Source organism: Thalassospira lucentensis (genome assembly GCF_050516545.1).
GTDB lineage: Bacteria > Pseudomonadota > Alphaproteobacteria > Rhodospirillales > Thalassospiraceae > Thalassospira > Thalassospira lucentensis_C.
On the sequence record NZ_CP191544.1, the window covers coordinates 4,363,200 to 4,382,680 of the forward strand.

Here is a 19,481-nt window from a genome sequence, read left to right on the forward strand (position 1 = left end):
GATGGCACGCGTATCCGTTCAGGAATATGATTTTGATCCGGGGGCAGAACTTTCTGCCCTGACCGATGGGCGTACCGATATTGGTGCGGCTGTCAGTTTTGTCGGGTTGGTACGTGATATCCATGGCGGGGATCAGGTATCCGCACTTACCCTTGATCATTATCCCGGCATGACCGAACGCGAACTTGAAAAGATCGCCGATGCGGTATCAGATCGCTGGCCGCTGGATGGCATTCGCATTGTCCATCGGTATGGCCGGATGTTGCCCGGTGAACGGATTGTTCTGGTGATTGCTCTCTCGGCCCATCGCCGTGCGGCGTTTGAGGCCTGTGACTTTATTATGGATTTCCTGAAAACCCGCGCACCGTTCTGGAAACGTGAAGAAACGTCAGAAGGGGATAAATGGGTCACGGCAAAGGCATCTGATGATGCCGATGCCGATCGGTGGAATGACGCGTAAATCTGCGCTGAACCCGTTTAGACAAAGGTTACAAGGATCGAGATCAGCTTGGTCAATCCTTGTTGCAGGGTTGCCGCATCATTGATCTGTTCACGAAGCTCTTTCATCTTTGCAACGTCGGCTGCGGTAATCACAATCCCATCTTTTAATTGCCGGGCTTCAAGTTTTTCGACCAATTCTTGTGCTTCTTCGACCTTGGGCTGAAGCGTTTCTACGTCATTAATGTTGGCAGATTGAAACGCGACCTCTGCATTGATGTAGGCAAGCCGCGCCTCTGCGATCAGTTTGTTTAGATTGTTCGACATATCGGCCTCCTACTTTACTGGGTTGCGGTTTCAACCAGGTTTGTGCTTTGCGTCAGCAGTTCCTGCGGGCTGAGATTATTGATGTCATCGACAAGCGTAATCCCCTGTTCGACAGCCTGTATCAGAGATGCCACATCAAGTTTGGCGTAATTCTCAATTTGGCCTTGAAGCTTCTCGCCAAGTTTGGATGCCGTGACAAAGTGGCGCAGGGTATCTGTTTGCAATCTTTGTTCAGAGCCCATCAAGGCCTGCCATTCTTGTAGCCACATTTCATACCGAAGATTCTTTGCATCCGCGTCATCGGAAGCATCGTTGCGAATGTCATTCAGATCAGCAATCAATGCGGCGCGACGTTTCAAAAGCTGTGGCGGGTTCTGCGTCAGGTTTTGGGTGATGGTGGCAAGCTGGGTGCGCAGTTTTTCAAGGATCGGTCCGGACTCTGTCACGGCAGACGCGCCAAGGGCAGATCCGCCTTCTATATTGTCAAAGATCGCGACAAATTCCTGATATTGCGCCCGCAAATCGGCCAATGTTGATTTCCAGGCCGCATTGGCGTCGCTACTGTTGGTCACCGCATCCCGATCAATCAGAACAGCAACGTTTGATGCTGTAACCGGACTGTCAAACGCAGCCATATTGTTGAGGAACTCGGTGCGCTGTGCGTCGGCGGATTTGGGGAAGGGGGCGAATTGCAAATTCTTCGCCGTATCAAAGGCATCAAAAGCAGATTCTGTCGCCGTGCCAAACTGTGTTGCTGACAGTTTCAGCATCTCGGCCTTTTGCGAACAGGCGCTCAGAAGCCCGACGATACAAATGATCAGTGTTCTGGATGCAAAATCACGGAATGCCATGTGTGCCCCCTTTATGTGAATGACAGTCTGTTGACGGGGCAACAGCGCATTTGTGACATTCGGGCAAGGGGTGGCAGAACCGTTATTTCAGGCGAAGACGGGGAATTGTGGGCACGGAAAACGGTCAGTCAGCTCAACGCATGTGTTGCTGACTGATTTTATGAATAACCAAAGATGGATTATTTGCTCAGCATGAACAGTGCCTGATTGCCAATGAAATTGGCAAAGCGGGAATGACTGCCCAAGCTTACTTTCGAGCCACTTTCATTAAGCACCATCGAGCGTTCGATCTTCACCCCCATTTCATCGCACATCGCGACAAAGTCACGCACGGTGCAGAAATGAATATTGGGTGTTTCATACCACATGATCGGCAAGTTCGGATTTTGCGGCATCCGGCCATGGAACATCAAATCAAACCGGGCCCGCCAATGACCGAAATTCGGGAAGGAAACAATGGCCTTGTTGCCGATGCGCAGCAATTCTGACAGCACTTCTTTGGGGCGATGGGTTGCCTGCAAAGTCTGGCTGAGAATGGCGTAATCAAACGCTCCATCCGGGTAATCCCCCAGATCACGGTCAGCGTCGCCCTGCATCACAGGAAGGCCCTGTGCGACGCAATTGCGTACCCCTTCGTTGGACAGCTCCAACCCGCGACCATCGACATTTTTGGTGCGGGTCAGATAGCCCAGAAGTTCGCCATCGCTACACCCGATATCAAGAACACGTGTGCCCGGTTCAACCATGTCGGCAATCAACTGAAGGTCAACGCGGATGCGATCATTATGGGTCTGGGAAGGTGTCCCGTTTGAGTTCGAATGGTTCATGATCAGCTCAGCCCCCGGCTTTGCGCAGCGCCTTCAATAAAGCCGCTTAGAACCATGTGAAAATCCGGTTCATCCAGCAAGAACGCATCATGGCCCTTGTCACTTTCAATCTCGACACAGCTGACATTGCATGACGCTGCATTCAGCGCATGGGCAAGCAGGCGGCTTTCGGCGGTGGTAAAGCACCAGTCGCTTGAGAACGAAACGACACAAAACCGGGTTTTGCAGCCGGTAAAGGCATCGGCCAGCCGCCCGTCATATTCAAGCGACAGGTCGAAATAATCCATCGCACGGGTGATGTAGAGATAGCTGTTGGCATCAAACCGGTCGACAAAGCTTTTACCCTGATGGCGTAAATAGCTTTCGACCTGAAAATCCTGATCAAAACTATACGTAATCGCGCCACGGTTCTGGAGCTTGCGCCCGAATTTACGATGCAAGGCCGGCTGCGACAGATAGGTGATGTGCGCTGTCATCCGCGCAACGGCAAGGCCCCGCGCAGGTTTTTTGCCTTCAAGCAAGTAATTGCCACCACACCAGTCCGGGTCGGCCATAACCGCCTGACGCCCGACTTCGTGAAAGGCGATGTTTTGTGCTGAATGGCGGAAGGATGTTGCAATCGGGGCTGCTGCAAAGACGCGCTCGGGATAGCTTTTGCACCATTCAAGAACCTGCATGCCGCCCATCGATCCGCCAATCACGGCAAACAGGCTATCGATGCCAAGGGCATCAATCAGCATGGTTTGCGCGCGCACCATATCGGCGATGGTAATTACCGGGAAATCAAGGCCCCATGGTTTGCCGGTTTCAGGATTGGTGTCCTTCGGGCCGCTGCTGCCAAGGCATCCGCCGATGACATTGCTGCAAATGACGAAATATTTGTCGGTATCGATAATCTTGCCCGGGCCGACAATTTCACGCCACCAGCCTTCTTTGCCGGTGATCGGGTGAACATCATCGGCAACATATTGATCGCCCGTCAGGGCATGGCAAACCAGAATGGCGTTGGTTTTATCGGCATTCAGGGTGCCATAGGTCTGATAGGCCAAGGTGAAAGGTCCGAATTCAATACCACTATCGAGGCGCAACTTATCCGTTTCCCCAAGGGCCATGTGGTAGCCGGGAAGCGGCGGGCGCTTGTCTTTGTTGGCAGCGGTGGACATGAATATCGGATTCCCTGTTATCGATGATTTGCCTGCCAAACGCGAAGGTCTTTAGCCTTCTGACATTGGTTTGCAGGAAATTCGCTTGTTCTAGCTATGAACAGGACGGGGTTTAGTCAATCTTTTCTTTGCATTTCTGCGGCCCTGTCCTAATACTGTGCGCCGTTTTACAAAAGAGTTGATCATGGCGCTGGACGACAAAAATTTGGCAAATCTTGACCTTGACGGGTTGCGGTGCGAGATCGATGAAATCGATCAGGCGCTGCAATCGCTGATCATTCGCCGGACCAATGTTGTGCAGGCTGTGGGTGCCTATAAGGACCGGGTGATTGCGGCTGGCGGGAAGGTGAAAGTCCCTTATCGTCCGGCACGCGAAGCCCGTATCATGCGGACATTGGTGGACCGTCATGACGGTGCTTTTCCCAAAACGGCGTTGATTCAAATCTGGCGCGAGATGATCGCAGCCGGAACCCGCCTTGAAGCGTCCTATACGATTGCGCTGTGTCGCAATGCCGAGGGACTTGATTGCTGGGAACTTGCCCGGCTGAATTTTGGCTGCCTGAACGAAATCATTGAATATGATACGCCGCGTGAAGCGTTTGGTGCGCTTGAAGAAGGCCGGGCCGCTGTTGGCGTGTTTCCCAAGCCTGAACTGGGCGAACCCATGCCGTGGTGGACGCTTTTGACAGAACAAAGTGCGGTCAAGGTTGTCTCGAAATTGCCGTTTGGCGGGCGTCCGGTTGGCCGTGGCGAACAAACCGAAGGTTTTGTCCTTGCAGCGATTGATCTTGAAGACAGTGGCGATGACCGGACCTTGTTTGTGGTAAGCCTGTCCAAAGAGATTTCGATGGATACGGCGCGCAAAAAAATTGCGGGCGGCATTGCCGGATCGGCAATCCTTGGCTTTTCTGATGATACGGCGGCAGATCGGCGTTTTGTTCTTGTTGATGTGCCGGGATTCTTTTGTAATCGCGCTGATGCGTTCCAAGTAACACTGGCAGAGCAGGGACTTAATCCCGAAAGCCTGCGAGTGGTTGGTGCTTATGCGGTGCCGATTAGCGAAGATGAACTAAGTTGAAAAATCAATGGCAGGCCGGTCGGGCCTGCTGCTTCCTCTGGGAGAATATACGTTATGTCTGCGCCCACCCCACGCCCCGGAATTCTTGATATTGCGCCTTATAAAGGCGGTAAATCCAGTTCTGACAGTGCTCAGCGCGTAATCAAGCTGTCATCGAACGAAGGTGCCCTTGGCCCAAGCCCCAAAGCCATGGAAGCACTGCGCAACACGTCTGAACGTCTGCATCGTTATCCGGATGGCGGCTGTGATCTTTTGCGTCACAAGCTTTCGGAAAAATATGATCTTGAGTTCGATCAGCTGGTGTGTGGTGCCGGCTCGGATGAACTTTTGACCCTTTTGATCCGCGCATATGCCGGTCCGGGCGATGAAGTGCTGTATTCGCAGCATGGTTTCCTGATGTATCCGATTACGGCCAAAGGCGTTGGTGCAACGCCGGTAACAGCACCTGAAGTCAATATGACGACCGATGTTGATGCCCTGTTGGCAGGTGTGACGGACAACACCAAAATCGTGTTTGTCGCCAATCCGAACAATCCGACCGGAACCTACATTACCGATAGCGAAATGAAGCGTCTGCGCGATGGTCTTCGCGAAGATATCGTTTTGGTGGTCGATGCGGCCTATGCCGAATTCATGACCGGGCAGGAAGATTATTCAGCCGGTGAAGAGCTTGTCAAAGCGGGTAATAACACCGTGATGACCCGGACATTCTCCAAGATTTATGGTCTTGGCGGCATTCGTCTTGGCTGGTGCTATGCACCGCCTGCCATTGCCGATGTTTTGCAGCGTCTGCGCAATCCGTTTAACGTGCCGCTTCCGACACAGGAAGCCGGTGTCGCCGCCCTTGATGATGATGATTTTGTCAATGAATGCGTGCGTCACAATGCGGAAACGCTGGCATGGTTCCGTGATGAGATCAATGCGATCAGCGGCCTGAAAGCCCATCCAAGCTATGGCAACTTCGTGATGATCGAATTCCCGAGCGAAAGCGGCAAAGATGCCGATGCAGCCAATGACTTCATGATGGAACGTGGCGTGATTCCGCGCAAAATCGGTGCCTATGGCCTGCCGCAGATGCTTCGTGTTTCAATCGGTACGAAGGAAGAAATGGATATCTGCCTTCAGGCGATCAAGGACTTTGTGAACACATAATGACCAATACCGCATCCCAACCGTTGTTTGAAACAATCGCCTTTATCGGCATGGGCCTGATCGGTTCATCCATGGCCCGTCGCATCAAGCGTGACGGCCTTGCCAGCAAAATCACCTGTGTGGTGCGCTCCGAAGCGACCCGTGACCGGGTGCTTGAACTTGGCATTGCCGATGAAGCCTATTGTGACATCAAACAAGCGGTTGGCGATGCGGATCTGGTGATGATCTGTGCGCCTGTCGGGGCGAATGCCGCGATTGGCGCACAGCTTTCGGGTATTTTGAAAAAAGGTGCGATTGTTTCCGATGTCGGGTCGGTCAAACAGTCCGTCATTCGCGATATTGCCCCGCATCTTGATGAGGGTGTTCATTTCGTGCCGGGCCATCCGTTGGCCGGGACCGAACATTCAGGGCCCGATTCCGGTTTCCCGGAGCTGTTTGAAGAACGTTGGTGTATTCTCACGCCGGTTCCCGGTGAAAACGAAGATGCCATCGCAAAAGTTCGGATACTTTGGGAAGCGTGTGGCATGCATGTTGAATGCATGGATGCCGATCATCATGATCGCATTCTTGGCATCACATCACATCTGCCACATCTGATTGCCTACACCATCGTTGGCACCGCAACCGATCTTGAAGATGCCCTGCGTCAGGAAGTGATCAAGTTTTCCGCAACCGGTTTCCGTGACTTTACGCGTATTGCCGCATCCGACCCGACCATGTGGCGCGATGTGTTTTTGAACAACCGCGAAGCAGTTCTTGAAGTTCTTGGACGTTTTCAGGAAGACCTTATGGCGCTTCAGCGCGCCATTCGCTGGGGTGAAGGCGACAAGCTTTTTGAGCTGTTTTCACGGACGCGCGAAATTCGCCGCGGTATTGTTGATGCCGGTCAGTATTTCACCAATTTCTCGGCCGAGGGCGAAGACCGCAAAAGCGATGAAGCGGGCAAGAAAAAGCCGATAGACTAAAAGACCGACAGCCTGCAACCTGCGGGCTGTTTTTCGGTTGGTGATGCGCCCCAAATTGCACCGCCTGCCGGTTCAAGGGGAATATTATGTCTGCCACCAATCATCCGGCCTTTGGGCGGATCATGCCATTTGTGTTCGTGTTCCTTTGGAGCACGGGTTTTGTCGGTGCCAAGTTCGGCCTGCCCTATGCCGACCCGTTTGTTTTCCTGTTTGTCCGATTTGTCATTGTCCTGATTATTATGGTGCCAATTGTCGCCCTGATGGGCGGCAAATGGCCAAGGACCTGGCGCGAGGCCATCCATATCGGCACGACCGGCGTTCTGGTGCATGGCGTCTATCTTGGCGGGGTTTTCTGGGCGATTGATACCGGTCTTCCCGCAGGGCTTGCGGCGTTGATTGTGGGCCTGCAGCCGGTTGTGACCGCATCTGTTGTCGGGTCGCTTCTGGGTGAGCGGGTTTCAATGCGTCAATGGGGCGGGTTGATGCTTGGCCTGATTGGTGTCGCACTTGTGTTGCTGCCCAAGATTGGCGATGGGGTGGGGATCACTGCATTTGGCATTGGTTTGGCGATCGCGGCCCTTTTGGCCATGACGGCGGGAACGATTTATCAAAAGCGGTTCTGCACGGGCATGGATTTGATGGGTGGGACGGTTGTTCAATACGTTGCGGCCGGTATTTTTGTCGGCGTTATTGCCCTGTTTAAGGAGCCGCTGACAGTCGAATGGAGCATGGACTTCATTCTGGCGATGGCGTGGCTGGTCTTGGTTCTGTCGATTGGGGCGATCATGCTGTTGATGGTTCTGATCAAACAGGGCGAAGCCACCCGTGTTGCCAGCATGTTTTACCTTGTGCCGCCAACAGCAGCCTTCTTTGCCTGGATGCTGTTTGACGAACAACTTGGCATGCTTGGCTTTGCCGGTTTTGCCATTGCGGCACTTGGGGTGGCATTGGTGATCATGAAACGCTAGGTTCAGGTGAATTGATAAATACAAATCCGGAGGAAAGCGTGACGGACGCCCGCGAAAGATGGGTTTTTGGATATGGTTCACTGTTGTGGCGACCAGGGTTTGAGTTCGTCGAGCGGTCGCGTGCGATGCTGCGCGGCTATCACCGGTCTTTCTGTATTTATTCCCATAATTATCGCGGCACGCCGGAAAATCCCGGGCTTGTTCTTGGCCTGAATAAGGGCGGCGAATGCGTTGGTAATGCTTTTTGCATCGCTCCGGACAATTGGAATGCGGTGAAAGCTTATTTGGATGAGCGAGAGTTGGTGACCAACACCTATATCCCGGCGGATGTCGAAGTTGAACTTGCGGACGGGCGCAAAGTGATTGCGCATACCTATGTTGCCGATCCAACCCATCAACAATATGCTGGAAACTTGCCGGTACGGACTGCGGTTGAGATCATTGTTGCTGCACATGGCAATGTTGGGCCAAATCTTGAATATCTCGAAAATACTGTGCTGCATCTTGATGAAATGGGCATTACCGATCCGCCCTTACACGATTTGATGGATCTGGTCCGTCGTGAATATGGCGAGATGAATATGGGGGCGGGTATCTGATGTCGCAGCCAAATGTATCGACTGGGGCAGGGAGTTCTTCGACCTCAGGCGATCAAACGCCAGTGGCGGTGGCCTATTTGATGTTGATTGCCTGCGCGATGATGTGGGGATCAAACCACGTGGTTGCGCGTGGTGTGAATGCCACAGTGCCGTTTGAAGCATTGTCTTTCTGGCGCTGGATCGTGGCGATTTTGCTGTTGCTGCCCGTCTGTGCAAAGCATCTGCGCCGTGATCTTAAAATCATGGCGCATCACAAAATGTCGATGTTTCTCATCGGCTTTACCGGCGTGTTTCTGTTTTCGGTGGTGATCTACCTTGCGGCCTTTAACACAACGGCCGTCAATACGGGCCTACTGAATGCGACAACCCCGGTCTGGGTGTTGATCTTTGCCGCCATTCTGACGGCGGAAAAACCTAGTGGTCGTCAGTGGCTGGGCGTTTTGATTGCCGGTGCTGGAACGGCGACAATCATTACCAAGGCCGACTTTTCCGTGTTTGAGCGCATGGATTTTGTTTTGGGTGACGTGCTGGCGATGATTTCGGCGATGGTATGGGCGACCTATTCCATGCTGCTTAAACGTGCGCCAAAAGGCATTCATCCGTTAAGCCAGATATTTGTCAGTGCGTTGGTAGGGCTTTGTTTCCTGACGCCGCTTTATGTCTGGTCGCTGGTGGTGGACGGGGAGCCGTTCTTTACCCGGATGGATCCGGCATGGCCCGATATGCTCAAGATTTTCTATATCGGCGCAGGACCGGCCTTTTTGGGATATTTGTTCTGGGGCAAGGGTGTTTCTGTGGTTGGTCCGGCCAATGCAGGTGTCTTCATGTATCTGATGCCGGTCTTTGCCAGTGTGCTGGCCATCATCTTTTTAGGCGAAGAATTGCATCTGTATCATTTGGGCGGGATCGCGCTGATCGCCTTTGGTATTTGGCAGGCAACCCGAAAGAAACGCGAACGGGCCTGATCCCAAACCCGAACGACGACAAAGAAAAAGGCCGGGATGCGACGCATCACCGGCCTTTTAATATGATGGGCAAACCTGCGGGCTATCAGGATGCGGTGTCTTTTTCGACGCGTCCGGCATCTGAATTTTGCGAAGATTCCTGAGCCGCGATATCGGCCGAGGTCAGCATAGGTAAAGAGAATTCACGCTGTGCTTCGGTTTCAAGTTCGCGGGTTCGGGTATCAATTCTGGTTTTGATTTCGGTCATGAAGGTCTTGCGATCAAGGCCCGGTTCAATCGGTTTCATGAGTTCCATCGTAACCCGACCGCCATATTTCATGAAGCTGTCCTTGCCCCAGAACATGCCGGAATTCACCGCGACCGGAATAACCTTGGTGTCGGGAAAGGCTTTGTAAAGCGCATAGACGCCCGGATGATACGGGCGGCTTGATCCGGGTGGGGTGCGCGTACCTTCGGGGAAAATGATGACCTGACGGTTTTCCTTAAGCGCTTGTGACGCGCCCTTGATCATGTCTTTGAGTGCCGAACCCCCGGCAGACCGATCAACGGCAATCTGGCCAGACAGGATCAGGAACTGTCCGACAAGCGGAATTCTGGTCAGTTCTTTTTTGAGAATATAGGCCGGATCGGGCACCACGGTGTGAAAGGTCAGGGTTTCCCACGCCGATTGATGCTTTGCCACCAGAATGCAGGGGCCATCGGGCAGATTTTCAAGCCCGGTGATGCGTTTGTGCATGCCAACCGAAAGGTTGAGGGCCGCCTGGGTCAATCGACACCACGCATGACCGACAAACTGGCTGGCCTTGCGGCCGCAGACCATCAAGGGGATCATGCTGATGCACAGCAAGGCTGTTCCGCCAAAAAACAACACGTTAAAAAGTAACGCGCGGAGGGCTCTCATTCAGAAAAATCCTTCATACGCCTAGGGTCCATTTGGTGCTTTGTAACAGCTATGTGGCAATTGTTCAGCCCTTTTTGCCTGTCGCATTGGATGCCGAGAAATCCTGAGGCAACGGTGTGTTACCGTCGGGTCCTCGTAATGCTGTTTGACCCCCACCGGGGAGCCAGTGCAGCAATGTATTGCGCAGGCTGGCAAACATATATTTGTTAAACTCGCTGGCGATCAAGGCTGTGCTTCCCGGGAAACGCCACCAATTTTCAATTTTCACATTATCCGGAAAAACCGGATGCGGGATGATTTCCACATCGGGCATCAGACTACGGAATTCCAAAAGCGAGCGCGGCATATGGTAGTTGGCCGTAACGATCCGCACGCTTTTAAATTCTTCTCCATAGACCCAGACAGCTGTTTCAATCGCATTGCCACGGGTATTTTCCGCGATATGCCCCAGAACGACACAGCAAGACAGAAGGCGTGGGTCAGCTTTCCCGGCCGATAGAAGTTCATCGACCTCTACCCCGCGATAGACACCTGATATGAAAAGCTTATCCGCCATGCCACGCGCCAAAAGGCGACGACCTTCGGACAGCCGTTCACTGCCCCCGGTCAGGACGACAATCGCATCGGTACGTTCATTGGTGTTATCGACCGTGGTTGGGATCGAATTGACATACCAGACAAAACCAATTGCCCAGATCAACCCGCACAGAATCAAAACCGAAAGCAAAAAGCGAAACCGGCGAAACCGGCGGCGTTGTTGCACACTACGTGGTGGCTTGTTCATGAATGCGTGCCAAAAAATTGGTGTTTAGGCATGTATTCGGATCTCCTGCGACGGCCAAAGCCATGATCTCAAAAGGGAAGCTTGTATTGGTCGAACTATACGGAGCGATGTCGTTTGTTACAACATCCTGTGTAAAACACGAAGGACGGTGCGGGTTGCTGTGATCCCGGCAACAAAGGCGACAATAAAGGGAATGGCAACAGTAAGGGCAATAAAGGTCGGGCTGAGAACCAGTGACGGAATTGGCCATCCGGCGCGCATGCCAAGCCACCCGATCAGGGCAGACACAGGAAGCGCAATCAGCAGCCCAATCAAGGCCCCGAAAAAAGCAAGTCGCTGGTTATGTCGGCCAAATTGTTTGGCGATATAGCCATCCTGCGCACCAATCAAATGCAGCAATTCAATGATGCGATGATGTATCGACAGCCCCGAACGGGTGGCAAACACGACCGAAAGTATGGTCGCGCCAAACAACACCACAATCAAAAGAGACAGTGCCAGTTCGACGGAAAAGGCGACATCTGCAATCCGTTCAATCCAGATGCGGTGGTCATCCAAGATCGCCTCGGGGGCGATTGTTCCCAATCTGACTTCAAGCGCATCAAAGTTAAATCCGGTTTCCGGGGTGATTTCGATGATGCGCGGGATGGGCAGTTCGCTCAGAACCTCATCCGGGCCAAGCCACGGTTCAAGAAGGGCCGCCATGGTGTCGGGGCTCAGTTCTTCGATCCGGGCAATGCCGGGCATTGTGGAAACTTCGTCGATGATGGTATCGACGGTTTTCTGAAGAGCTTTTTCGCGTTCATCTGGTGTGCGGTTGGCAAGTTCGGTTGGGGGAACCTGTATCGACAGGCTTCCTTCGATCTGGCCTGACCATTGACCAACACTGTCATGCAGGGCAGCAAGCCCGACGATCGAAAACGTCAGCAAGGCAACCATCAGGGCGACAATGCTCGGCAAAAAGCGCGAGGAAGAGTCGCTTTCAAGCGGTAGATGCGATGGTGGTGCGCGAAATGCCATGATCGTGTTTTGGTCCTGTTGATCTTGTTAGCGCGATGTTAAAGCCGTTTTGTCTGTGTCAGCCGCTGTTGGTCACATCGTGTAATGTGCCACCTTCAAGCAACCATTGCGTATGGCCAAACCGCCTGACCAGTTGCCGGTTATGGGTGGCAATCAAAACAGTAGTCCCGAGTTTGTTGAGTTCTTCAAACAAATACAGCAACCGCATGGCGATTCGGTCATCCACATTACCTGTCGGTTCGTCGGCCAACAGTAATGCCGGGCGACCGATGACCGCACGGGCAATGGCGACACGTTGTTGCTGACCGCCCGAAAGGCGCGATGGCGGTGCGTTGATTTGATCGCCCAACCCGACCCATTCGAGAAGTTCGGTCACGTTTTTGCGGATTTGCAGGTCTTCAACACCGGCAACACGCAATGGCAAAGCAACGTTTTCAAAGGTCGTCAAATGATTGATCAGACGGAAATCCTGGAACACCACACCAATTTTGCGGCGAATCGCCGGCAGCTCGTCACGTGGAATACGGATATTGTCACGCCCGAAAATATTAATTTCACCGCGAGTCTGACGTAGGGCCAAATATAAAAGTCGCATCAAGGTCGACTTGCCTGCACCCGATGCACCGGTCAGAAAATGGAAACTGCCGCGGCCCAAAGAAAAGTTCAGATCGCGCAAAATATCAGGCCCGGATTCGTATCGGACCCCGACATTCCTGAAACTGACAACATCGGTCAAAATCGGCGCTCCATCTGGCAGAATGACGGTTTGCATTGGCGGTTGCCGCTGCAATTAACTTAGGTTTCTTTATGGTCTTGTGGGCTTGGAAAAAGCACCTGTCATGACAATATCGAAAATGATTAAACCGGTTTAGCCGGTTTTTCTCCTGCTTTCGGATGCCACGAACAGAGCCATTACGCAATGGTTAGACACCTAAATCCGGGCAGCTTCTGTTATCTGTGCTTAACAGTCTGTTAAATCGCGGCTATTTACATATAGTGTAATTCACGGTTGGCGCGATTGGGGGATCGCTGACTGTGAGCTTTTTATGCCTCCCCCGATGTTTGATGCCGCTGTCATCGAAATGCCAGGTTTGCAATGATCATTACTTGCCCAGAGTGTTCTAAAAAATACTCAGTTAAGACAGAAGCAATCGGCTCGAAAGGCCGTACCGTGCGCTGTAAAAGCTGCGGCAATAGCTGGCATCAGGAGCCGCCCGGCGCGAAGAAGCCAGCACCCCAGCCTGCGGCTACGCCAGATAATGACCTTCCGCCGCCTTTCAATGAAGAAGGGGCGTTGGGCGCTGATTTCAATGCCAACCAGATGGGTGGGGGGCGTGTTGACCCCGGCTTTGAAGAAGCAGACAAGATTCCAGATCCGCCGCCCATTCCGCAGCAGCTGATCCGCAATAACCCCAGACCACAACCCAAAAAGAAAAAGGGTATTGTTGGCTGGATCATCTTCTTGCTGTTGCTTGGCGGGATTGGTGCAGGGGGTTACTTTGCCAAGGATCAGGTGATCGAGCTGTGGCCACCGATTGCCAAGGTTTACGACATGGTCGGGCTTGATGTGCCCCATGTTGGTGAAGGCCTTGATATTCGGGAACTGCCGCCGACCCGTGAAGATGAAGACGGCGTTGATGTTCTGGTGGTACGTGCCGAGATCGTCAATATCAGTGAAGAACCGCGCGCCTTGCCGTATCTTCTGATCGAGTTGCTTGATCCGCTTGATCGTGTGGTTCAGCGCAAAAAGATGCCGCTGGTCTATGACGAGTCGATGGTAACGACCGGTGCCGAAATGCCGATGGAACAGCAAATGCTGCCTGTGGGAGAAACCTTGACGGTGGAAACGAAAATCCGTCGTCCAAATCCGACAGCAACCCGTTTGCAGGTAACGTTCCTTGATCCGCGTGAAGCGGTCGAACCGTAATCGGCAAGGCGACAAGATTTATGCAAAAAGGCAGCGTTTCATCGCTGCCTTTTTTATTGGGATTTTGGTGAGTTGTGGGACCGGATGGTTGTTCCGCTAGAACCGTTTCAGCAAGCGGTCGATATATTCCTGTTCGACTTGTGGGCGATCAGGGTCGCCAGACCGGCGCCGAAGTTCCTGTAAAATCCGCCATGCCCGTTCAAGCGTATTCACATCAGGAATGATGGTGGTGCCATTCCCGCCCACCGGACGGCCCAGCGGATCGCGGCGGCCTGCCCCGTCAAGATCTTCAAGCATCGGGGCTAACTGACTAAGCCCTTCAAGCGCACGGCTGATCTCGCCGATGCCCTGTTGCAGGGCCTCCATGGCCTGTCGTTGATGTTGCAGGGCCTCGTGAGACCGATTGTGTCCAAGCGCCTCTGCAGCACCCCGCATGGCGTCTATGACGGCATTCATACCGCTTACATCCCCAAACTGACCGAGACCGGGGCTGTTCAGGATGTCATTGGCGTCATCGGCCAGGCCTTGTTGCTGATCGGCGCGCGGGCCCGGACCGTTCTGGGTTGCGGGGTTGTCGCCTTCTCTCATCAAATCTTGTTGTCGACGCGATAGATCACGCATGCCATCAAGCATTTCGCGCAAGCTTGAAGTGATATCCATGCCGCCTTCACCGCTGGTGACTTGCATGTTTTCAACCAGTTCACGTAGCCGGTCGATGAGTTGGCGGGCTTCGTCACGGGCGCCGGCACGCATCAGGGCATCGATCTGATCAATGATCCGCGAAAGATCCTGTTGCTCAAGGGTGGCTGTTGCAGCCGGTTGTTCTTCGGGTGACTGGGTGCTTTCGCGGGTTAAAGCCGCAAGATACTGGTTCAATGCCTGCCGGTATTCTTCGATCAGACGCGCGATTTCACTTTCGGTGATGTCCGGGTTTGACAGGGCTTCAAGCAGACGTTCTTCGGCCTCCATCAAATTACGTTCAGCAATGCCATAGCTTCCGCGTTCGATTTCCTCGGCGATATGCCACAAAAGCCCGGCCACGTCCTGATGGACTTCCCGGTTATTCAGGTTTGCGGCTAGGCGGCTTTCTGCGACCGACAGGGTCAAGAAAACACCAATATGACCATTAAAGGCCTGCGGCGCATACAGAACCGGCAAGATGGCCTGATGCATTTCAAGCGCGCGATCAGGATGACGCAGGAGGCTCCGGCGAATGGCGATCAGTTTTTGCGCTACAGGGTGGGAAAACTCGCGTTCGGGCAGGACAAGTGATCGGATGTCGCTTTGTCCGGCCTGATCGGCATTGTCACGCGATTGCATCTGGATATTGACGGGCAAACCTGCCCAAGGATGGGCAACAAGATCGACAAATCTTGGCCCTTCAACGCGGGTCGGCATTGAGGTTTCACTGGCACCTTCGCCCTTAAGATCAATGACAATTTGATCAATCGGACCGTATTGATCAATCGTTGCGTCATCAGGGGCGGGTGTTATCACCAGATCAAGCTTGGCCAGTCCGTAATCATCATTGGCGGTATAATCCAGACGAATATGATCGCGGCGCGTAATTTCCGGTGGACTGACAAAAGAAAGGCTGGGGGGCTGATCGGCAACCAGATTGATGTTCAAGGTCAGGCGGTCATTCCCCCAAACCGAAATGCGCCATTCACCCGATTGTTCAATGGCGGTCGAAAGAACATAGCTGTTTTCGCTGCTTTCAGTGAAATCGCGTTCTCCATCCGGTGCGGTTAAGGTCGGGGACCAGATACTTGAAATGCTGCCATCAAGGGTCGATCCGGCCGGAACGTCGACCGACATGACATTTTGGCCTGTGCCTTCATTTGCAGGGTCTTGGGACGCCAAGGCGCTAAAGCGTAAGACGCGCGGGACCTGCCCGGTATAGGCCGGTGGGGTGACCCAGAGTGTTGCGCTGAAATCCGCCGCACCCAAGCGTTGCAGGGGGCTAAAAGCCTTGGAAAAGCGTTCTGCGATATGATTGCTGCCAACCATCAGTCCGACAAACATCAACAGAATGGGAATGGCGGTAAGGCCAAACCGGTCAATCTTGCTGATCGCCGGGATTGGACGGGGAAGGCGTAAATTCGCCAGTGCCGTTTCATGCAGGCCAAGTTGGCGCTGCCACAGGAAGCTGGTCAGCGGATCTTCTGTCTCGTCGATATGATCTTCAAGGCTTTGCAGCGGGTTGTTTTCAAGCCGGTTTTCAACTTCAAGCCGACGTAAGATATCCCGGCGGGTCGGCCAGCGGAAACGACGCCAAGGTGCGAGCACAGCAACCATCATCGCCACCGACAACACCGACAGCAGCATGATGTGGGCCGTGGCAGGCAGGAATTCAAACGTGCCGGTCAGCGTCAACCCAACCGTCAGCAGACCAACAGACAGCGACGGGATGAGACAGGGCCAAACCGATTCCCAAATCATGACCATGCGCGCCCTGCGCACATGATGCTCCATTCCGGGATACGGTGGTATCAGCGACATTTGTCTGGTGGCCCTTATTGCCCATGCGTTGCGAGAAGGATCGCAAAGCTATCTACCTAAAACTTGGGGTTTGGCAAGGGCGGGTCAAGTTATTCCCGTGGTCTGAGGCCAAATAAAAAGGCGACCTGCAAATCACAGGTCGCCTTAAAGATCAGAATGTTTGTAACCGTTCGGCTTTGGAACCTAGTCCAACCATCCGGGAATTTGATCCATATTGATCAGATCATCGATTTCCTGACGCGGGCGGACGATGGCAAATTCATCGCCCTTTACCAGGACTTCTGGCGTCAATGCGCGGGTGTTATAGGTCGAAGACATCACCGCACCATAAGCCCCGGCAGACATCACTGCGACCAGATCACCTGCCTTAAGGTTATCAGGCAATGTGCGGTCCTTGCCAAAGGTATCACCGGTTTCACATACCGGGCCGACGACATCGACAGTTGCCTGTTTGTCGCCGTCACCCTGTTCATCGACCGGGATGATTTCGTGATAGGCGTTATAAAGTGTCGGGCGGATCAGATCGTTCATTGCGGCATCAAGAATGACAAAGCGTTTTGCTTCGCCGTCTTTGATATACATAACGCGCGATACCATGATCCCGGCATTACCGGCAATCAAACGACCCGGCTCCAGCGTGATGTGACAGCCAAGATGGCCAACAGTTTCACGTACCATCTGACCATAGGCATCTGGAAGCGGTGGGGTTTCGCCCTGATAGGCGATGCCAAGGCCGCCGCCAAGGTCAAGATTGCGGATATTGATATTTTCGGCACGTAGTTTTTCGACCAGATCGGAAAGGCGTGTGAAAGCCTCGCGGAACGGGGCGAGATCGGTCAATTGTGAGCCGATATGCATGGCAATACCGGTGACCTCGATGCCATCCATCGCGGCCGCATCGCGATAGACTTCAATCGCACGGGTCCAGTCGATACCAAACTTGTTTTCGGCCTTGCCGGTTGCGATCTTTTCGTGGGTTTTGGCATCAACATGCGGGTTGATTCGCAATGCAATGCGGGCCTTTTTCCCCATGTCGATGGCAACACGGTTAAGTTCGATCAGTTCCGGGATGCTTTCGACATTGATCTGGGCAATGTCGGCATCAAGGGCTTCGCGCATTTCGGCTTCGGCTTTGCCAACGCCAGAAAAGATGACTTTGGCGGGGGCAATGCCTGCACGCAATGCACGGCGCATTTCACCCACGGACACAACGTCTGCACCGGCACCAAGCTTGCCCAGCGTTTTTAGAACGGCCTGATTGGAGTTTGCCTTGATCGCATAGCAAACCGTGGCATCCAGACCATCAAACGCACTGGCATAAACCTTATAATGGCGTTCCAGCGTTGCGGTGGAATAGCAGAAAAACGGGGTTCCGACTTTATCAGCCAGTTCCGGAAGCGAGACACCTTCAGCGTGAAGGACGCCATCAATATATTCAAAATGGTTCATTTGGCTGGGTAGTCCCTTGGATATTCGTAACCTTTGTCGGTCGGCGGATCGAGCGGGCCTTTTTTTCCCACACGCCGCAACCGAAAGACTCATCATAACGGCAAGCGTGATCACGGTGCCGCGTTTAAGCAAACTGACATTCATTTCAGAAACCTTTCCTTTGCCGCAGCAACGGATTCCTTGACCCGAACTGGTGCCGTGCCGCCAAAACTTTGGCGGGCCGCAACAGATGCATCGACGGTCAGGACGTCATAAACGGCATTGGTGATTTTTGGCTCGATCCCCTGAAGGTCATCAAGGGAAAGCTGATCAAGATCACATCCCTTGGTTTCGGCCAGCTTCACCGTGGCACCAACCACGTGATGCGCATCACGGAACGGCATGCCAAGTTCTGAAACCAGCCAATCGGCAAGATCGGTCGCCGTGGTGTAACCCGCGCCAGCTGCTGCACGCATGTTGTCAGCAAAGACCTTCATGTCGGCAACCATGCCGGTCATGGCTGCAACACACAGGCCAAGATGATCGTGGGCTTCAAAAACCGGTTCTTTGTCTTCCTGCATGTCTTTGGAATATGCCAGCGGCAATCCCTTCATCGACAGCATCAGGGAATTATAGCAGCCAACGATACGGCCGATTTTTGATCGGATCAGTTCAGCCGCATCGGGGTTGCGTTTTTGCGGCATGATCGACGATCCGGTCGAAAATTTGTCGGACATGCCGATAAATTTGAACTGTGCCGAACACCAGATGACCATTTCTTCGGCCAGACGCGACAAATGCATCGCCGTGATTGACGTGGCATTCAGATATTCCAGGGCAAAATCACGATCCGATACCGCATCAAGCGAGTTTGCAGTCGGGCGGTCAAAGCCAAGGGCACTTGCCGTCATATGACGGTCAATCGGATAAGGTGTTCCGGCAAGGGCGGCCGAGCCCAACGGGTTTTCATTGACCCGCGTTTTGCAATCGGCAACGCGACCGCGATCCCGGCCAAACATTTCAACATAGGCCAAAAGATGATGGCCAAAGGTCACCGGTTGGGCGGCCTGAAGATGGGTGAAGCCCGGCATGATCGTGTCGATATTCTTTTCAGCCTGCGTTATCAGCGCTTCCTGAAGACCTTTCAGGCCTGCTTCAAGATCGCTAAGCGCGACGTCGCGAACCCACAGTTTGAAGTCGGTTGCGACCTGATCATTGCGCGAGCGTGCAGTATGAAGGCGGCCTGCTGCGGGACCGATCAATTCGCGCAGGCGGCTTTCGACATTCATGTGGATATCTTCAAGGGCGCTTGAGAATTTAAAATTCCCGCTCTCGATTTCTTGAAGAATCTGGTCTAGACCATTGGTGATTTTCTCGCCATCTTCTGCAGGGATGATGTTCTGCTTGACCAGCATGGCGCAGTGGGCTTTGGAACCCTGAATATCCTGAGCGTAGAGGCGTTTGTCAAAACCGATGGAAGCATTGATTTCTTCCATGATGGCAGACGGGCCTGCTTCAAAGCGGCCGCCCCAAAGGGAGTTGGCATTTTTCTGGTCGGTGGCGTTTTGATCGGTCATTGTGATCCG

General features: G+C 53.3%; 19 protein-coding genes. 8 read left to right on the top strand and 11 right to left on the bottom strand.

Annotation, left to right across the window (positions count from 1 at the left end; all coding sequences use genetic code 11):
• Position 1 precedes the first annotated feature (1 nt).
• Positions 2-460, top strand: coding sequence for a molybdenum cofactor biosynthesis protein MoaE (locus tag ACQ0MK_RS19915; protein ID WP_430474094.1), 459 nt, complete (start codon positions 2-4; stop codon positions 458-460).
• 17 nt (positions 461-477) lie between these two features.
• On the opposite strand, the gene ACQ0MK_RS19920 is transcribed toward ACQ0MK_RS19915, so the two are convergent.
• The 4 genes from ACQ0MK_RS19920 to metX all read right to left on the bottom strand — a co-directional run bounded on the left by ACQ0MK_RS19920 (position 478) and on the right by metX (position 3,555).
• Complete coding sequence (locus ACQ0MK_RS19920; protein ID WP_430474095.1) at positions 478-765, bottom strand: hypothetical protein; 288 nt, start codon at positions 763-765, stop codon at positions 478-480.
• A 14-nt stretch (positions 766-779) separates the two neighbouring features.
• On the bottom strand, positions 780-1,616 hold the full coding sequence (locus ACQ0MK_RS19925) for a hypothetical protein (protein WP_430474096.1): 837 nt from the start codon (positions 1,614-1,616) through the stop codon (positions 780-782).
• 179 nt (positions 1,617-1,795) lie between these two features.
• Positions 1,796-2,443, bottom strand: a complete 648-nt coding sequence (metW, locus tag ACQ0MK_RS19930) for a methionine biosynthesis protein MetW (protein WP_430474097.1) — start codon at positions 2,441-2,443, stop codon at positions 1,796-1,798.
• Positions 2,444-2,445: 2 nt separating this feature from the next.
• The gene (gene metX / locus ACQ0MK_RS19935; RefSeq protein WP_430476055.1) at positions 2,446-3,555 is read right to left on the bottom strand and encodes a homoserine O-acetyltransferase MetX; all 1,110 of its coding nucleotides are present in this window, start codon (positions 3,553-3,555) and stop codon (positions 2,446-2,448) included.
• Between the two features lie 235 nt (positions 3,556-3,790).
• Here metX and ACQ0MK_RS19940 point away from each other — a divergent pair, with 235 nt between their 5' ends.
• The 6 genes from ACQ0MK_RS19940 to ACQ0MK_RS19965 all read left to right on the top strand — a co-directional run bounded on the left by ACQ0MK_RS19940 (position 3,791) and on the right by ACQ0MK_RS19965 (position 9,333).
• Positions 3,791-4,684 (top strand): chorismate mutase, encoded by an 894-nt coding sequence (locus ACQ0MK_RS19940; RefSeq protein ID WP_430474098.1) that lies wholly within the window; start codon positions 3,791-3,793, stop codon positions 4,682-4,684.
• A gap of 54 nt (positions 4,685-4,738) precedes the next feature.
• Positions 4,739-5,836, top strand: a complete 1,098-nt coding sequence (gene hisC / locus ACQ0MK_RS19945; RefSeq protein ID WP_430474099.1) for a histidinol-phosphate transaminase — start codon at positions 4,739-4,741, stop codon at positions 5,834-5,836.
• The gene (locus tag ACQ0MK_RS19950; protein WP_430474100.1) at positions 5,836-6,801 is read left to right on the top strand and encodes a prephenate/arogenate dehydrogenase family protein; all 966 of its coding nucleotides are present in this window, start codon (positions 5,836-5,838) and stop codon (positions 6,799-6,801) included. Before hisC ends, ACQ0MK_RS19950 begins: the two co-directional genes overlap by 1 nt.
• 86 nt (positions 6,802-6,887) lie before the next feature.
• Positions 6,888-7,769 (top strand): DMT family transporter, encoded by an 882-nt coding sequence (locus tag ACQ0MK_RS19955; RefSeq protein ID WP_430474101.1) that lies wholly within the window; start codon positions 6,888-6,890, stop codon positions 7,767-7,769.
• A gap of 38 nt (positions 7,770-7,807) precedes the next feature.
• Positions 7,808-8,368, top strand: a complete 561-nt coding sequence (locus ACQ0MK_RS19960) for a gamma-glutamylcyclotransferase (RefSeq protein ID WP_430474102.1) — start codon at positions 7,808-7,810, stop codon at positions 8,366-8,368.
• Entirely contained in the window at positions 8,368-9,333 is a 966-nt protein-coding gene (locus ACQ0MK_RS19965; RefSeq protein WP_430474103.1) for a DMT family transporter, read from the top strand. Before ACQ0MK_RS19960 ends, ACQ0MK_RS19965 begins: the two co-directional genes overlap by 1 nt.
• Positions 9,334-9,418: 85 nt before the next feature.
• Here ACQ0MK_RS19965 and ACQ0MK_RS19970 read toward each other — a convergent pair whose 3' ends face one another.
• The 4 genes from ACQ0MK_RS19970 to ftsE all read right to left on the bottom strand — a co-directional run bounded on the left by ACQ0MK_RS19970 (position 9,419) and on the right by ftsE (position 12,810).
• The gene (locus ACQ0MK_RS19970) at positions 9,419-10,234 is read right to left on the bottom strand and encodes a lysophospholipid acyltransferase family protein (RefSeq protein ID WP_430474104.1); all 816 of its coding nucleotides are present in this window, start codon (positions 10,232-10,234) and stop codon (positions 9,419-9,421) included.
• 64 nt (positions 10,235-10,298) lie between these two features.
• Positions 10,299-11,018, bottom strand: a complete 720-nt coding sequence (locus ACQ0MK_RS19975; protein WP_430474105.1) for a YdcF family protein — start codon at positions 11,016-11,018, stop codon at positions 10,299-10,301.
• Positions 11,019-11,135: 117 nt separating this feature from the next.
• Positions 11,136-12,038, bottom strand: a complete 903-nt coding sequence (locus tag ACQ0MK_RS19980) for a cell division protein FtsX (protein WP_350046792.1) — start codon at positions 12,036-12,038, stop codon at positions 11,136-11,138.
• 58 nt (positions 12,039-12,096) lie between these two features.
• A complete protein-coding gene (ftsE, locus tag ACQ0MK_RS19985; RefSeq protein WP_350042864.1) occupies positions 12,097-12,810 on the bottom strand; it encodes a cell division ATP-binding protein FtsE in 714 nt (237 codons plus the stop codon).
• 324 nt (positions 12,811-13,134) lie between these two features.
• Here ftsE and ACQ0MK_RS19990 point away from each other — a divergent pair, with 324 nt between their 5' ends.
• The gene (locus ACQ0MK_RS19990) at positions 13,135-13,965 is read left to right on the top strand and encodes a DUF3426 domain-containing protein (RefSeq protein WP_430474106.1); all 831 of its coding nucleotides are present in this window, start codon (positions 13,135-13,137) and stop codon (positions 13,963-13,965) included.
• A gap of 96 nt (positions 13,966-14,061) precedes the next feature.
• Here the strand turns inward: ACQ0MK_RS19990 and ACQ0MK_RS19995 are convergent, their stop codons facing one another.
• The 3 genes from ACQ0MK_RS19995 to argH form a co-directional block, all read right to left on the bottom strand.
• Positions 14,062-16,467: a DUF4175 domain-containing protein gene (locus tag ACQ0MK_RS19995; protein WP_430474107.1), complete on the bottom strand. Its 2,406-nt coding sequence runs from the start codon at positions 16,465-16,467 to the stop codon at positions 14,062-14,064.
• A gap of 183 nt (positions 16,468-16,650) precedes the next feature.
• Positions 16,651-17,916 carry a diaminopimelate decarboxylase gene (gene lysA, locus ACQ0MK_RS20000; RefSeq protein ID WP_430474108.1) on the bottom strand — a complete coding sequence of 422 codons (1,266 nt, stop codon included), beginning with the start codon at positions 17,914-17,916 and terminating at the stop codon, positions 16,651-16,653.
• A gap of 140 nt (positions 17,917-18,056) precedes the next feature.
• Entirely contained in the window at positions 18,057-19,472 is a 1,416-nt protein-coding gene (gene argH, locus ACQ0MK_RS20005) for an argininosuccinate lyase (protein WP_430474109.1), read from the bottom strand.
• Positions 19,473-19,481: the final 9 nt, after the last annotated feature.

What these genes read in the sequence shown, in the direction of transcription:
- ACQ0MK_RS19970 (WP_430474104.1), bottom strand. Translation starts at nt 10,234, where the DNA reads ATGAGAGCCCTCCGCGCGTTACTTTTTAACGTGTTGTTTTTTGGCGGA.
- ACQ0MK_RS19950 (WP_430474100.1), top strand. Translation starts at nt 5,836, where the DNA reads ATGACCAATACCGCATCCCAACCGTTGTTTGAAACAATCGCCTTTATC.
- ACQ0MK_RS19955 (WP_430474101.1), top strand. Translation starts at nt 6,888, where the DNA reads ATGTCTGCCACCAATCATCCGGCCTTTGGGCGGATCATGCCATTTGTG.
- ACQ0MK_RS19990 (WP_430474106.1), top strand. Translation starts at nt 13,135, where the DNA reads ATGATCATTACTTGCCCAGAGTGTTCTAAAAAATACTCAGTTAAGACA.
- ACQ0MK_RS19995 (WP_430474107.1), bottom strand. Translation starts at nt 16,467, where the DNA reads ATGTCGCTGATACCACCGTATCCCGGAATGGAGCATCATGTGCGCAGG.
- ACQ0MK_RS19940 (WP_430474098.1), top strand. Translation starts at nt 3,791, where the DNA reads ATGGCGCTGGACGACAAAAATTTGGCAAATCTTGACCTTGACGGGTTG.
- ftsE (WP_350042864.1), bottom strand. Translation starts at nt 12,810, where the DNA reads ATGCAAACCGTCATTCTGCCAGATGGAGCGCCGATTTTGACCGATGTT.
- ACQ0MK_RS19965 (WP_430474103.1), top strand. Translation starts at nt 8,368, where the DNA reads ATGTCGCAGCCAAATGTATCGACTGGGGCAGGGAGTTCTTCGACCTCA.
- lysA (WP_430474108.1), bottom strand. Translation starts at nt 17,916, where the DNA reads ATGAACCATTTTGAATATATTGATGGCGTCCTTCACGCTGAAGGTGTC.
- hisC (WP_430474099.1), top strand. Translation starts at nt 4,739, where the DNA reads ATGTCTGCGCCCACCCCACGCCCCGGAATTCTTGATATTGCGCCTTAT.
- ACQ0MK_RS19975 (WP_430474105.1), bottom strand. Translation starts at nt 11,018, where the DNA reads ATGAACAAGCCACCACGTAGTGTGCAACAACGCCGCCGGTTTCGCCGG.
- metW (WP_430474097.1), bottom strand. Translation starts at nt 2,443, where the DNA reads ATGAACCATTCGAACTCAAACGGGACACCTTCCCAGACCCATAATGAT.
- ACQ0MK_RS19920 (WP_430474095.1), bottom strand. Translation starts at nt 765, where the DNA reads ATGTCGAACAATCTAAACAAACTGATCGCAGAGGCGCGGCTTGCCTAC.
- metX (WP_430476055.1), bottom strand. Translation starts at nt 3,555, where the DNA reads ATGGCCCTTGGGGAAACGGATAAGTTGCGCCTCGATAGTGGTATTGAA.
- ACQ0MK_RS19925 (WP_430474096.1), bottom strand. Translation starts at nt 1,616, where the DNA reads ATGGCATTCCGTGATTTTGCATCCAGAACACTGATCATTTGTATCGTC.
- ACQ0MK_RS19980 (WP_350046792.1), bottom strand. Translation starts at nt 12,038, where the DNA reads ATGGCATTTCGCGCACCACCATCGCATCTACCGCTTGAAAGCGACTCT.
- ACQ0MK_RS19915 (WP_430474094.1), top strand. Translation starts at nt 2, where the DNA reads ATGGCACGCGTATCCGTTCAGGAATATGATTTTGATCCGGGGGCAGAA.
- argH (WP_430474109.1), bottom strand. Translation starts at nt 19,472, where the DNA reads ATGACCGATCAAAACGCCACCGACCAGAAAAATGCCAACTCCCTTTGG.